Annotated in this window: 14 protein-coding genes; 6 read left to right on the top strand and 8 right to left on the bottom strand. The window is 40.2% G+C overall.

The genetic code is table 11. The features are described from left to right. The first annotated feature begins 76 nt into the window (after positions 1–76). Complete coding sequence (locus E3D81_RS03705; protein ID WP_134776450.1) at positions 77–1417, top strand: hypothetical protein; 1341 nt, start codon at positions 77–79, stop codon at positions 1415–1417. An 11-nt stretch (positions 1418–1428) separates the two neighbouring features. Here E3D81_RS03705 and E3D81_RS03700 read toward each other — a convergent pair whose 3' ends face one another. Next, positions 1429–1914 carry a GNAT family N-acetyltransferase gene (locus tag E3D81_RS03700; RefSeq protein WP_134776449.1) on the bottom strand — a complete coding sequence of 162 codons (486 nt, stop codon included), beginning with the start codon at positions 1912–1914 and terminating at the stop codon, positions 1429–1431. Positions 1915–2308: 394 nt separating this feature from the next. Here E3D81_RS03700 and E3D81_RS03695 point away from each other — a divergent pair, with 394 nt between their 5' ends. After that, positions 2309–2710 carry a type II toxin-antitoxin system HicB family antitoxin gene (locus E3D81_RS03695; protein WP_134776448.1) on the top strand — a complete coding sequence of 134 codons (402 nt, stop codon included), beginning with the start codon at positions 2309–2311 and terminating at the stop codon, positions 2708–2710. A gap of 125 nt (positions 2711–2835) precedes the next feature. On the opposite strand, the gene E3D81_RS03690 is transcribed toward E3D81_RS03695, so the two are convergent. Genes E3D81_RS03690 through E3D81_RS03665 form a run of 6 tightly spaced genes read right to left on the bottom strand, consistent with a single transcriptional unit; the run spans position 2836 to position 9163 of the window. Beyond that, positions 2836–4077, bottom strand: coding sequence for a sulfate adenylyltransferase subunit 1 (locus E3D81_RS03690; protein WP_134776447.1), 1242 nt, complete (start codon positions 4075–4077; stop codon positions 2836–2838). An 18-nt stretch (positions 4078–4095) separates the two neighbouring features. Then, positions 4096–4986, bottom strand: a complete 891-nt coding sequence (gene cysD / locus E3D81_RS03685) for a sulfate adenylyltransferase subunit CysD (RefSeq protein WP_134776446.1) — start codon at positions 4984–4986, stop codon at positions 4096–4098. Positions 4987–4996: 10 nt separating this feature from the next. Further along, a complete protein-coding gene (locus E3D81_RS03680) occupies positions 4997–5701 on the bottom strand; it encodes a phosphoadenylyl-sulfate reductase (RefSeq protein WP_134776445.1) in 705 nt (234 codons plus the stop codon). Continuing rightward, a complete protein-coding gene (locus E3D81_RS03675) occupies positions 5679–6272 on the bottom strand; it encodes a bifunctional precorrin-2 dehydrogenase/sirohydrochlorin ferrochelatase (RefSeq protein WP_134776444.1) in 594 nt (197 codons plus the stop codon). The genes E3D81_RS03680 and E3D81_RS03675 overlap by 23 nt, the downstream gene beginning before the upstream one ends. Then, positions 6269–7039 carry a uroporphyrinogen-III C-methyltransferase gene (gene cobA, locus E3D81_RS03670; RefSeq protein WP_134776443.1) on the bottom strand — a complete coding sequence of 257 codons (771 nt, stop codon included), beginning with the start codon at positions 7037–7039 and terminating at the stop codon, positions 6269–6271. Before cobA ends, E3D81_RS03675 begins: the two co-directional genes overlap by 4 nt. 15 nt (positions 7040–7054) lie before the next feature. After that, positions 7055–9163: a HEPN domain-containing protein gene (locus E3D81_RS03665; protein WP_134776442.1), complete on the bottom strand. Its 2109-nt coding sequence runs from the start codon at positions 9161–9163 to the stop codon at positions 7055–7057. Positions 9164–9333: 170 nt separating this feature from the next. Between E3D81_RS03665 and E3D81_RS03660 the strand changes: the two genes are divergently transcribed. The 4 genes from E3D81_RS03660 to E3D81_RS03645 are packed head-to-tail and all read left to right on the top strand — an operon-like array spanning position 9334 to position 12837. Further along, the gene (locus E3D81_RS03660; RefSeq protein ID WP_134776441.1) at positions 9334–10308 is read left to right on the top strand and encodes a PstS family phosphate ABC transporter substrate-binding protein; all 975 of its coding nucleotides are present in this window, start codon (positions 9334–9336) and stop codon (positions 10306–10308) included. 20 nt (positions 10309–10328) lie between these two features. Beyond that, positions 10329–11216, top strand: a complete 888-nt coding sequence (pstC, locus tag E3D81_RS03655; RefSeq protein ID WP_134776440.1) for a phosphate ABC transporter permease subunit PstC — start codon at positions 10329–10331, stop codon at positions 11214–11216. 2 nt (positions 11217–11218) lie between these two features. Then, positions 11219–12073, top strand: a complete 855-nt coding sequence (locus tag E3D81_RS03650) for a PstA family ABC transporter permease (protein WP_134776439.1) — start codon at positions 11219–11221, stop codon at positions 12071–12073. Continuing rightward, positions 12028–12837 carry a phosphate ABC transporter ATP-binding protein gene (locus E3D81_RS03645; protein WP_134776438.1) on the top strand — a complete coding sequence of 270 codons (810 nt, stop codon included), beginning with the start codon at positions 12028–12030 and terminating at the stop codon, positions 12835–12837. Before E3D81_RS03650 ends, E3D81_RS03645 begins: the two co-directional genes overlap by 46 nt. A gap of 11 nt (positions 12838–12848) precedes the next feature. On the opposite strand, the gene E3D81_RS03640 is transcribed toward E3D81_RS03645, so the two are convergent. After that, positions 12849–14345 carry a dicarboxylate/amino acid:cation symporter gene (locus E3D81_RS03640; RefSeq protein WP_134776437.1) on the bottom strand — a complete coding sequence of 499 codons (1497 nt, stop codon included), beginning with the start codon at positions 14343–14345 and terminating at the stop codon, positions 12849–12851. Positions 14346–14403 lie beyond the last annotated feature (58 nt).

Below are 14403 nucleotides of genomic sequence, written 5' to 3'. Positions count from 1 at the left end.
TTTGACAAGCTATTTTTTTTTAAATTAAAGCCATTAATACCACATTATTTTTAATACCACTTTAACTTAAAGCTGCATGAAATCAGTTTCGCGATTATTTTTTCATTATTTATTATTGCTGTTACCAATCACCTTATTACCAATTACGTCTTTTGCTGCGAATGGGGATAGCAGTATAGTGGAATATTTCAGGGCTAGGATCAAGGATTATGAAAAATCTGGAGATTATGCTTACCAGAAGGGAAAAAAGCTTCCGATAAACCAGGTTGCTTCAGCTAAAGAAAGGATTTGGGAACTTTGGAAAAATGCAAATACCACTTTTGAGCAGTTACCGATAGTTTCATCGGAAGCCCCAAAAGAGAAATATGATTATCCGATATATTCTTGGAAAATGATTGAAGAGAACCCCATGCCTTTCTATTATTTCAAGAAACAGGAAAAACCTGCGGGAGGTTATCCATTGTTCCTAAATACCCATGGTTCAGGGCCAAAATCTTCGGAGTTCCTCGCTACGCTAAAATGGAGTTTAGTTTATCAGGACGGTCCCTCTGTTTATTTTATTCCCCAGATTCCCAATGAGAAAAGATACCGCTGGTGGTTTAAATCCAAGCAATATGCCTGGGAAAAGTTATTTCGATTGGCAATGATAGATAATACCTTTAACCCAAATAAACTCTATGTAATGGGTATTTCGGAAGGAGGATATGGAAGCCAACGCTTGGCGGCATTTTATGCGGATTATCTAGCAGGAGCAGGGCCAATGGCAGGAGGGGAGCCTCTAGAAAATGCGCCACCATTAAATTTTAGGCATATCGCCTTTTCGTTGGAAACTGGGGAAAAGGATACGGGTTTTGGAAGGAATAAACTGACATTAGCGGCTAAGCAGCAATTCGATAGCTTAAGTAAGATGTATCCAGGAGATTTTATCCATAAAATCAATCTGCAAGAAGGAAAAGGTCATAGTATTGATTATCGTGTAACTACACCTTGGTTGGTAAATTATTCTAGAAAGCCACGTCCAATAGATTATGAATGGATACTGTTTCCGATGGATGGCCGATATCGTAGAAGTTTTTATAACGTTTTTGTGCGGAAACCCTTGAATATTTCAGAGGCGGATGAATTTGATCGGGCATCATTTAAATTTAGGGTAGATAAAAAGGATAATGCCATCTATTTAGAAACAAGTTTGAAGGATAAAATGAGTGTCAAAAGCAAACCAGTCGATTCGGGAGAAATCAGTATCTATCTAGCGGAGGACATGGTTGATTTGTCTAAAAAGATCAAGGTATATTATCAGGGAAAACTTGTACAAAATAAAAAATTGCAGCTTTCAGAGGCGAATATTATAGCGAGCTGTGCGATTTTTGCAGATCCAGAAAGATTATTCCCGGCCAGGATTGATTTGAAGTTATAAGCTGTTTCTGATTAAATTTTCTTGTAAATATATTCTTCAATTTCGATTTGTCTGATCGTTGAAAATCCTTTATCTGAACCGATTTTTATAAATCCACAGTTTTCCAGGACCTTTTGTGAGCCTAGGTTATCAAATGCAGTACGTCCATATAATGGTCTTGTTTTTTCAATGTCAAGGAAATTTTCCAATGCTTTTGAAGCAATTCCTTGTCCCCAAAATTTTCTGTCAATCCAATAGGTGATTTCTGCATCTGATTCGAGGATAAATTTGGAAATGCTTCCTACGATTTCATTGTCAATCAAGATCGTTTGGTTGTTGGTGGAAGGATCTGCTAATATTTTAGTGTATTTATTAAGATATGCGGATTTGTTCTTAGAATCTTTTGACATAAATGCCGCTAAATGCCGAGCTTCTTGATCCAGTTGGAATTGAAATAAGGTTTCTAGATCTGAGGATTCTGTTGGTCTTAATCTTATGTTTTTGTAAAAGTTATTCATGGGCATAAATAGTTTTTTAAATAGTTCCAATTAAATCCTTTGGAAAATTATCTTTAAGTAAAAATAAAACTAATAATCATTTTCGTGGATTAGCTTTTATGTTTGGCTTCGAAGTAATAGTATACTGAAAGCATACTGAAAGTAAGTAAAATGTATGCTTTATATATTTATTACTTGCTTTAATCTTGGTTTAAACATGCTTAAAGTACGATTCTAACCCTAAATCAAACATATTTTGAAGTGTTAGGTTAGAAAGCAGGCTTAGGAAATAGATAATATACGTTGATATTCAGAATTTGCTGAGACAAGTAAATATAATAATCTTTTTGATGGAATTTTATGGGTAAATTTAAGACTGAATGATCCCAAGGATGATTTCTTAAAATTAAAGGATATGAAAACTTTAGAAATTATAATTGAACGCGGAGAAGAAATGTTTGGAGCGTATGCAGAGAGAATTAAAGGAGTTTATGGGACAGGAAATACAGTTGAAGAGACAAAACAATCCATCCTTGATAGTATTGAACTGTTAAAAGAGTATAATACTGCAGAAAATATTCCAAACGTATTAAAAGGTGATTATAATATTGTCTATCATTTCGATGCTGAAAGTTTTCTTAACTATTACAAAGGAATCTTTACCAATGCTGCACTCGAAAAAATAACAGGCATTAATCAGCGTCAGTTACAACATTATTCATCAGGTTTAAAAAAACCACGACAACCACAGCTTAAAAAAATTGAAGATGGCTTACACAAGCTTGCAAAAGAACTTCAATCAATAGTATTAATTTAAGGCAACTACTAATTATTTAAATTTTACTTATAGTAATCCTATAATTTATATTATGTTAAATAGAATATTACAAAGACTCCCCTTATAGAGAATCCTTGCGTTGTTTTAAAATATAATGTATCCGATTAGGCTGAATGTAATATCACTGCTGCTACCGTTAAGTTGCTTCTAGGATCTATTAATATACCCCTTGAATTTTCAGGAAAATCCAGTTGGTCATCAAAGATGATATTCTCCGCTGCTTTAATTTTCACTTTGGCAATATCATTCAAACCGATATTCTCTCCAACAATTTTTTCCTGATTGTGCACATCGTATTTATACTCAATTTCAGCTACCTTAATTTTGGTCAGTTTACTGTGATTTTGTAAAAGATAGATTTGACCAATTTCCAAAGCTTGATTTTCAAACCAAGCCAAATTCGCCTCTACTATTTTTTCGGATCTTGCTGGATATGCTGCACTAACTATAAAATCACCCCTGGAAATATCCAATTCATCCTCCAAATGCAAAATTACAGATGCACCATTCTCAGCGATATCTAATGGTTTCTGGTCGAATTCTATGGCTGAAACCCTAGATCGTTGTCCGCTTGGAAGGATTACAACCTCTTCTCCTATCTTCAGCCCCTCTCCTAGCACTTTACCAGCATATCCCCTATAATCATGTAAATCAGCGCTTTGTGGTCTGATTACCCATTGTACAGGCAATCGCCAGCCTTTATTTTCCGAACTATCAATTTCCACATTTTCAAGATATTCCAATAAGGAGGGTCCTGAATACCAACTCATTTCATTCGATTTTGAAACAATATTATCACCTTTTAAGGCTGATACCGGAATAAAGTCTACATCTTTTAACTCGAGGTTTTCAGCTAAACGAAGGTAATCCGTTTTAATATTCTCATATACAGCCAATTCATAATCCATCATATCCATTTTATTGATACAAACCAATACCTTTTTTAGCCCTAATAATTTGGCTAAAAATGAATGTCTTTTGGTTTGTTCGATAACCCCTTTCCTCGCATCGATCAAAATAATGATCAGATCAGAATTGGATGCACCGGTTACCATGTTTCGGGTATACTGTATATGCCCGGGCGCGTCGGCTATGATAAACTTCCTTTTTTCGGTTTGGAAATACTTGTAAGCTACATCGATGGTAATTCCCTGTTCACGTTCTGCCTTGAGCCCATCGGTCAATATGGCAAGATCTACAGTTCCATCGTCATTTTTTCTATTAGCCCGTTTTATGGCCTCCAACTGGTCATCCAATATGGAATTCGTATCATAGAGCAATCTCCCGATTAAGGTGCTTTTTCCATCGTCAACAGATCCAGCTGTAATAAATTTTATAATGTTCATGATGATGCTATACTAAGTTTAAAAATAACCTTGTTTCTTGCGCTCTTCCATCGCGGCTTCCGATACCTTATCGTCCATTCTTGCTCCTCTTTCGCTTACCGTAGAAGCTTTTATTTCTGCGATAATGTCATCCAAGGTATTCGCTTCTGAATCTACTGCAGCTGTACAGGTAATATCTCCTATTGTTCTGAATCTTACGGATTTATTTTTAATATTATCTTCTTGATCTAATTGTAGGACAGGATGTGCAGCCATCCATTGCCCATTCCTAAAAACCACCTCTCTTTCGTGACTGAAATAGATGGACGGAATGGCTATCTGCTCTCTTTTTATATAGTTCCATACATCCATTTCCGTCCAATTGGAAATGGGAAATACGCGGACATTCTCACCTTTCTGAATCTTCCCATTGAAGATATTCCACAGTTCAGGTCTTTGCCTCTTTGGATCCCATTGTCCAAAATCATCCCTAACCGAAAATATCCTTTCCTTTGCCCGAGCTTTTTCCTCATCCCTCCTTGCCCCACCAATACAAGCATCAAATCCATGTTGTTCGATGGTATCCAACAGCGTAATGGTCTGCAGCGCGTTTCGACTGGCGTTTTTGCCTTTTTGCTCAATCGCCTTCCCTTGATCTATGCTATCCTGAACATAGGCAACGATCAATTGCTCGCCAGTTTCTTTAACCAATTGATCCCTAAAATCTAATGTTTCCTGGAAATTATGCCCTGTATCGATATGCACTAAAGGAAAAGGGAATTTTCCAGGCCGAAAGGCTTTCTTAGCCAAGTGCACCAAGGTGATGGAATCTTTTCCCCCAGAGAATAATAAGGCTGGCTTTTCAAATTGCCCGGCAACTTCTCTTAATATATAAATGGCTTCCGCCTCTAAATGATCTAAATAATCCATGCTTATGTTCTTATTTCGTAATCTGATGTAATCCACACTCCTTTTTGCTTTTATCTTCCCACCACCAACGTCCTGCCCTAAAGTCTTCGCCTGCCTGTATAGCTCGTGTACAAGGTTGGCATCCAATACTTGGAAAACCTTTGTCGTGTAATGGATTATAAGGTATGAAGTTATTCTTTAGTTGAAGTTCAACTTCTGCCAATGTCCAATCAAATAACGGATGTATTTTGATGATTTGATTGGATGCATCCCATTCCACTGGCTCCATTTGATCGCGGTTATCGGATTGCTCTCTTCGGATTCCCGTGATCCATACCTCATATCCGTGGATAGCCCTTTTTAAGGGTTCAATCTTTCGGATATAACAACATTCCTTTCGATCCTCTATGGATTGATAAAAACTGGAAGGGCCTTTTTTGTTAACAAGTTCTTCTACAGCTGATGTATTTGGATAATATGCCCGAATGGGCATTCGGTAGGTTTCCAAGGTCCGGTTCCATACATAATAGGTCTCTGGAAAAAGTCGACCAGTATCTAAGGTGATCAATTGGGCTTGACTTCTGATGGAAGCCAATAAATGGGTGATCACTTGATCCTCTATACCAAAGGAGGTTGTGAACACAGCATTGCTCCCAAACTTAGTATCCACATAGGTTAGAATTCCGATCGCATCAAGCCCTTGAATCTCCTGTTTAATTTCTGCTACCCTGTTCATAATCTGCAATTAATCCTTTGGTATGTTCATTCAACACCTTTATTTTTTCTTTTAGATTGCCTCTAAGCTGATTGCGATAGCTGGATAATAACTCCAGGCTCTCATCAATTTCCTCCGGTAAGATATCCTGCAAGAATTCCTTTAATCTTTTGCTGATGGTGGGTGACTTCCCATTGCTGGATATGCCGATCTTTAGGTTGCCTTTTTGAACAACCGATCCCAGGTAAAAATCACATAAAGCCGGTTTGTCTGCCACATTTAATAGAATATGCCTACTCTTGGCCAATTCTCTTACTTGCTCATTGAAAGTTGGGTTATTGCTGGCCAGGATGATGATATGCTTATTCTCCACATCATTATCCTGAAAGGCTCTTTCATGGATGTCCACATTTGGTTTCCCATTTGCGAATTCCCGAAATGCTGGAGTGATCTCCTTTGCTACCACCATGACTTGAGCATGTGGCGAATTGCTTAATATTGCCTGTAATTTCTCCAATCCGACAGGTCCTGCTCCTACCAGCAAAGTCTGTAACTGATCCAATTTCAGGTATATGGGGAATAACTCGTTCATGATGCAACGGAGCTTAAAAGTTCTTTTTTTACCTGTTCAAATTGTTGATGTTTAGCGACTACCTCACCAAGCACGATAATGGCAGGAACGCCTATCTTATTTTCTTCAACGGCTTCGATAATAGAGTCTATTCGTCCTAAAACCACTTTTTCATTTTCCAAGGAACCATTTTGGATGAGTGCGATCGGCAATTCTCCTTTTCCAGCATCCTGATAAAGCTTGACGATTTGCTTAAGCTTTGCAAATCCCATCAATACCACCACGGTTGCATTGGTTTTTACGGCAGCAAATAAATCTTCTGAGATCCTTCCATCAGATGTGGAGCCGGTAATCACCCAAAAAGATTCGGCTATTCCTCGATAGGTCAAGGGGATTTCCTGCAATGCTGTTAAACCTACGGAAGACGATATACCTGGAACTACAGCGGTTTCAATACCAAAGGTTCTAACGAAATCGAGTTCCTCGCCACCTCTACCGAATACAAAAGGGTCGCCCCCCTTTAAACGAACTACATGCCCATGGGTCAATGCATATTCGACCATCAATTGATTGATATAATCCTGTGAAGTAGAGAGCCTTTCCGCCCTTTTTCCTACATATATTTTAGTACAGTGGGCTGGTGCTTCTGCTAATAAGCATTCATTGACTAGGGCATCGTAAAGAATAACATCAGCAGACGCTATGGCTTTCATTCCCTTTAACGTAATTAGATCTGGGTCGCCTGGCCCTGCTCCAACTAAAGTAACCTTTGCTTTCACTTGTGTCATGTTGTTTGCTGTATATTAATGGTTTACTAATGATTTTAATTCTTCTCTTCGGGCTGCCGCTTCCAGATAGAATGCTTGAGCTTGAAGGATATAAGTCGCTGCAAATTCTTTGGACGGTGCATATTTGTTGATCTGTAACACCCGCTGTTCAAATGTGTTAGGCAAGTTGAAGCTGCCATCATTGATGTACTGTTGATCAAACTCCTGGATAACGGCCGATTGGGTAGAGACATTGATCCCCCGATCCAGCAACAGGGCTTTGGCAGTCCATACAAATGCTGAATAGGCATGGTAGATCGCATCGGCGAATTGCTCTTGATTTAAGGCCAACGTGGCCAGGTCCAATTTTTCCTCGGCTTCCAATAAGAGAGTCGCCACCAGGTCGATCATCACCCCAGCACATTCACCAACGCCAATAGCGGTGGCAAAAGTCTCTTCATGACCCCAATCGAGCATTTCATCGGCTGTCAGGTTGCTCAGGTCAGCTAAAGGTTTCAACAAACGGTAGAAATGATCCTTTCCATGCGCATCGTAATAACGGTGGAAATTCTGGTCGTTTCTTTTATTGCTTTTAAAATCATTCAAAAGGAGATCTATTACTTGAAGCACGCGTTTGGTAGGAACTTTGATCACCCGTTCGGCTACCCTGCCTATGCCATCGCCTACTGTTCCGCCTCCAAGCATTACCTGCGCAGCAGGAACAACAGCGCCTCCAGCCTTCACCGAACTGCCATGAAAACCAATATGTGCCAATCCATGTTGTCCACAGCTGTTCATGCAGCCAGAAATCTTGATCTTCAATTCCTGTTCCCGGATGAAATCAGGATGAAACTCATGAATATAGTTTTCCAAGACCCTTGCCATTTCCGTAGAATTGGAAATGCCTAGGTTACAGGTGTCCGTACCTGGGCAGGTAGTGATATCTGCAGTACTGTTATAACCTGCTTTTGCCAGCCCCAAATCATGCAATACATTGAATAAATGCGGCAGGGACGATGGTCTTACATATTTGAACAGTAGATTTTGGTCCTGAGTGATCCGTATATCATCCGCAATATGATCCTTCACGCCTTCGATCAGTTTTCTAGCCTTATCTGTGGAGAGGTCTCCTGTTTGCACTTGGACATATACGCCGAAAAAACCTGATTGTTTCTGTTCAAAGGTATTCGTGCTTTTCCACAGGAAGAAAGCTGGTTCATCCACAGGTTTAACTTCTTTTATTGGATGATTAGGTAATTCTAAAGGCTCCTCTACCCAGGCATCGATGGCTACCTTTTGGTTTTTTATGGCTATTTTTTCCTGTTCGATAAGCGCTAAAACTTCTTCAAAACCAAGTTTTTGAACGAGGTACTTGAACCTGGCCTTATTGCGGTTGTTCCTTTCGCCATAACGATCGAATACCCGGAGGGTGGCTTCCATATAAGGGATGATTTCATCCTCATGTAGAAATTCAGATACCACTTGACCCAAGATCGGTTGTGCGCCCAATCCGCCTGCCAAAAGGACTTTGAAACCTCTTAATTCTTTACCATTGATAGTTTTGATTTTGGGTATGAATCCGAAATCATGGATATAGGAAAAGGCGGTGTCTTTTTCACTCGAGGAAAAGGATATCTTAAATTTTCGCCCCATTTCGGCGCAGATGGGATTTCGTAGGAAATAGCTGAAGGTTTTATGTGCATACGGAGATACATCAAATGGTTCAAGCGGATCAATTCCTGCCGTTGCAGAGGCCGTTACGTTTCTGACTGTATTTCCACATGCTTCTCGCAAGGTCATGTCGTCTTCCGCAAGTTTAGCCCATAACTCCGGTGTTCTGTCTAAACTTACATAGTGTATCTGAATATCCTGGCGGGTGGTCAGATGCAGGTTGCTACTTGCATATTCATCCGAAATATCAGCAATCTTCAATATTTGTTTAAAAGTGACCTTTCCAAATGGTAATTTGATCCGGACCATCTGGACCCCTGCCTGCCTTTGCCCGTATACTCCACGCGCCAGTCTAAGCGATCGGAATTTTTCCTCTGGTACCTCCCCTTTCTGATATGCCCGAATCTTTTGTTCCAACTCAATGATTTCCTTTTCTACAATAGGATTCTCTAATTCTGTTCGAAAACTCTGCATGATATTCCTTTGATGTTTATTAATTGTATAACATTATTACCCTTTCATTATGGAATTTGTAATCTCCGTGGACAAATGTATAAATTATTTTTTTAGATAGTATATTAAATCTACCAAATTAGTATATATTTGTAGCGTTATTGATTTTTTTGATGGTTTAACTCAGACGGATGAATAGATTTAAATCCTTGTATTTCATGTTGTTATCGATGTTTTTAACGCAAGGTTGTGCTCCAAAAGAATCGGAAAGCTATCATGCAGACAGAGGTTATTCGGGTTCCATTTCCATTTCAGGAGCCTTTGCATTATATCCTTTGGCGGTTTTATGGTCAGAGGATTTTAAGAAGATTCATCCCCATGTACGGTTTAACATCTCGGCAGGCGGAGCGGGAAAAGGTATTGCGGATGTGTTGACCGATATGGTGGATATTGGATTGGTTTCTCGTGACCTTCATCCACAGGAAAATGATCGAGGAGCCTTTCCTATTATCGTGGCGAAAGATGCTGTCATTGCAACCATCAATAGCCGACATCCAAATATGGAGCTTCTAAAGAAAAGAGGTTTAACGATCAAAGAATTGGAAAATATATTCATCCATGGTTCCTATACACGTTGGAAGGATATTGATTCTCGGATGGTTGATGAGCCGATTTTGGTTTATAGTCGGTCGGATGCTGCAGGAGCAGCAGAAACCTGGGCCAAGTTTTTCAAATCGTCGCAGGAAGACCTGAAAGGCATTGGGATTTTTGGTGATCCTGGTCTAGCTCAAGTGGTGAAAGAAAACGAATTGGCTGTTGGATTCAATAATATCAATTATGTTTTTGATCTACATACAAAGAATACATCGGATAATATAAGAGCCTTGCCGATAGATATTAATGCAAACGGAAGAATAGATGAACAGGAAGATTTTTATGGGCATCTGGATTCGCTAACCAAAGCCATTGGCAACGGTTCTTATCCATCGCCTCCGGCACGAGACCTGATGTTTGTTGTTCAACAAGGAAAGCAATCAAAACTGCTGAAGGAATTTTTTGGATTTATCCTTCAAGCAAAAGAACAAGGATATTTATTAGCACATGGCTATGTGCCATTGGATAGTGCTACGTTAGGTGGGCAATTAGAAAAATTGAATGAATTATAAGCTTAAAAGCGTAAGTATTCATGGATAGAAGAATAGTTAAGGATAAATTAGTCAAAAACAGTTCAGCCTTATTATTGGGATTTATGCTCTTGGTAGTATTGTTGATTTTTATTGGACTTATACTCAAATCGCAACCTTTATTGGAATCTCATCCCTTAGGGGACATTCTTTCTAAGAGTGTTTGGGCGCCCATGAAGGGAGAATTTGGTTTTCTGCCTTTTATATTAGGTACGGTTTGGGTAACACTTATCGCCCTATTGATCGCTGTTCCTTTATGTATTTTGGCTGCTGTGTATTTGGTTGAGTATGCAGAAGACCGATTAAGGAATATGGTGCTGCCCTTGGTCAATGTGCTGGCCGCAATTCCTCCTGTTTTGTATGGCGTGTGGGGAGTCCTTTTTGTCGTGCCGGTGATCAGGGACGTTATAGCCCCACTTTTTGGGCTGCAGATATCTGGCTATTCGGTTTTTGCTGGGGGGATGGTATTAGCGGTGATGATATTCCCAATCATGATGAGCATCATGGTGGAAGTGATACAGACTATTCCTCAAGAACTGAAGGCGGTTTCCCTCTCTTTAGGCGCAACGAAATGGGAAACCATCCAGCATGTCATCCTTAAGAAAGCTAGGCCAGGCATCATTGCCGCCGTTGTATTGGCAATATCCCGTGCTTTTGGAGAAACCATTGCGGTATTGATGGTTTGTGGGAACATCCCTAAAGTTCCGAACAGTTTATTCGACGCTGGTTATCCGATTCCAGCACTTATTGCCAATAATTTTGGAGAGATGATGTCTATCCCGCTATACGATGCTGCATTGATGTTTGCAGCGCTGTTGCTTTTCATCATCATTTTTGGGTTCAACCTCCTTTCCAGGTTGATATTAAATAAATTAGAAGCTCCACATTAATTATGGCTAATATTTCGAAAAGACTTCAAAAAGAAAAGATTGCCAAATTGCTCATGCAGCTTTCGGGCATTTTGATCACCGGATCCTTATTTCTGATCTTAGGGACGATCCTGTACAAGGGTTTGCCGCATATGACCTGGGAGATGATTTCTCAAACACCTAAGGGAGGATTTTACCTGGGAAAATCTGGGGGTGTATTGAATGCGATTATCGGTTCATTATACCTGGCTGGATTATCTACAATATTGGCAACATTGATCGGGATTCCCATAGCGATATACCTCCATGTGTATGTGCGACAAGGCACAGCCATCTCCAGGTTTTCCAAATTGCTCTTTGATGTATTATTTGGTATACCTTCTATCGTATATGGAGCAATTGCTTTTAGCATTATGGTTTTCTTTGGGATCAGGGCTTCCCTTCTTGGTGGAGTAATCACCATAACCTTATTGACCATTCCAATTGTGGTAAGAACATTGGACGAGCTTTTGCGTACCATCCCCCAAGATCTGAAACATGTGACAGCATCCTTGGGAGCTACCCGCTGGGAATCGGCTAAGGTGATGCTCAAATACATCAGACCAGGTTTGTTCACGGCTTTATTATTGGCATTTGGTCGCGCTATTGGCGATGTGGCCGGCGTGATGTTGACCACCGGCTATTCCGATAATATCCCCAAATACTTAGATGAGCCAACAGCCACGCTGCCCTTGGCGATATTCTTCCAACTGAGCAGTCCTATCCCAGAGGTGCAAGGTCGGGCTTATGCCTCCGCGTTGATCCTTACATTTTTAATTTTAATTATTGTGCTATGTACTCATTTCCTATCCTCCAAGCAGAAGAAACACCAAACATAATCAGCCTGAAACAACCCCATATACAGATCAAGGATCTGCATGTTGTGGTGGAAGGGCAAGAAATCCTGAAAAACATCAACCTGAGCATCCCCAATAACTCGGTGACTTCGATCATAGGGCCTTCTGGATGTGGTAAGACCACCTTATTGAAAACCTTGAACAGACTGCTGGATGATAGTAAGGATGTGGAGATCAGTGGTTCTGTTTTGGTCAATGGAGAGGATATATATGCCAAGAATGCGGAAGTGACACATATCCGGAAAAAGATGGGTTTGCTATCGCAGAAACCTTTTACGCTTCCGATGTCGATATTTGAAAATATTGCTTATGGTCCCAAGATCCATGGCGAAAAGGATAAAGGTAAGCTTAAAGCTATCGTAGAGCAGCAATTGCGGAATGTAGGACTTTGGGAAGAGGTGAAAGACCGTTTGGATTCTTCGGCGACAAGGCTTTCTATTGGGCAGCAGCAAAGGCTGTGTTTGGCTAGAGGATTGGCGGTTGAGCCAGAGATCATCCTGGGCGATGAATCTACTTCGGCACTGGATCCTATTTCCACTCAGATCATTGAAAACCTGCTGATGGATCTTAAACAGCGGTATACAATTGTTCTGGTGACCCATATCCTTCGGCAAGCCCGAAGGGTCTCGGATTATATCCTGTTTTTATATCAAGGAGAAGTAATTGAGTTCGGTAAAACCGAAGAATTACTTCTCCATCCTAAGCATGAAATCACCAAACAGTATGTGAAAGGATTTATTTCATGAGTATGTTTTCATTAAGTCCTTGTTTCGCCTTCAGGACCTTCCTCAATGGTTTCGGCAATTTCTGCTACACCATCCGGGTCAGTGTCCATTCGGAATGGAGCAGCTTCATCAAATTCACCTTCCCATTTGGCGACAACAACTGTTGCCAAACAGTTACCAATTACGTTGACCGATGTTCTGGCCATATCCATTAATTCATCAATACCCAAAATGGCTGCAATAACAAATACCGGTAAACCGAATTGATCTGCCGTAGCGATCAAAATGATCAAGGAGGCTCTAGGAACGGCCGCAACACCTTTGGAAGTGATCATCAAGGTGAAGGCGATCATCAATTGTTGTCCAAAAGATAAATCGATCCCCGCTGCTTGAGCCACAAAAATAGAAGCTAAAGAGAGGTATAAGGATGTTCCATCCAGGTTAAAGCTATACCCCGTAGGAATTACGAAAGAAACGATCTTTCTTGGAACCCCGAATTTCTCCATCGCGCTCATCGCCTTTGGTAAGGCAGCATCCGAACTTGTGGTAGCAAAAGCGATGGAAACCGGCTCTTTGATGGCATTTACAAATTGCTTGATCGGTACCTTGAGATATAAGGCCACGGGTAACAAAATGATAAGCAGGAAAAATATTAAAGCTAAATAAAGGGTCGCCAAGAGCATGAATAAGTTTTTGAGGATATCCACGCCGAGATGTCCAACGGTATAGGCCATTGCCGCACCAACCCCAATTGGTGCAAATAGCATGACCAAATTGGTGAACTTAAACATCGCTTCCGAGAGACTTTCTGCAAAGTCGACAAAAGGTTTTCGTTTCTTCTCTTCCACCATGGCCAATCCGATACCGAAAATAACGGCGAAAACAACAATTTGTAGGACCTTATTCTCATAAACCGACTTTACGATGTTTTCAGGAAAGGTATCCCTGAAGAAGGATGTGAATTTATAAAGGCCATGAGCACTCTCGTCGATATGGCTTAAGGCTAATTTATCGCCTTCAGACATACCGGAGGTCTGAGGTAGCTCCTCATGTGGCATATGTTCAATGTCGATACCGACACCAGCTTTGGTAAGATTGATCGCCGCCAAACCAATAAAAATAGCACAGGTGGTGGCACAGAAGAAATATAGCATGGACTTCCAAGCCATACGACCAACTTGTTTTAAGTCGGAATGTCCCGCAATACCAAAAACTAACGTAGCAAACAAGATTGGTCCTACAATGGTCTTCACCAGTTTTATAAAGCCTTGGCTTAAGGGTTGAAGCGCTTTAGCAACATTTGGGAAATCTAATCCGACAAATATACCAAGGACCATACAGGTTAAGATCCAGGTGGTTAATCCTTTACGGACAATTGCGTTTAGAATCAATACAGCAGCTGTAATCCATCTGACGAGCATCATAACACTTGCTGGAACGGCTACGATGTTAAATTCGTATAATAAGGTAATAATTGAAGCTAATGCTATGGTAACTAGCATTAAATATCCCGTTGCTTTTTTTGACATGCGGTTTATGGGGGTTACTTTTGTTAAAATTTTGTTTTAAAGACGAACAAAAATAAAA

It is taken from the genome of Sphingobacterium sp. CZ-2, assembly GCF_004526235.1.
GTDB classification, from domain to species: domain Bacteria; phylum Bacteroidota; class Bacteroidia; order Sphingobacteriales; family Sphingobacteriaceae; genus Sphingobacterium; species Sphingobacterium tenebrionis.
Note: the sequence above shows the minus strand (reverse complement) of the source record. Positions and strands in the feature narration are given on the sequence as shown.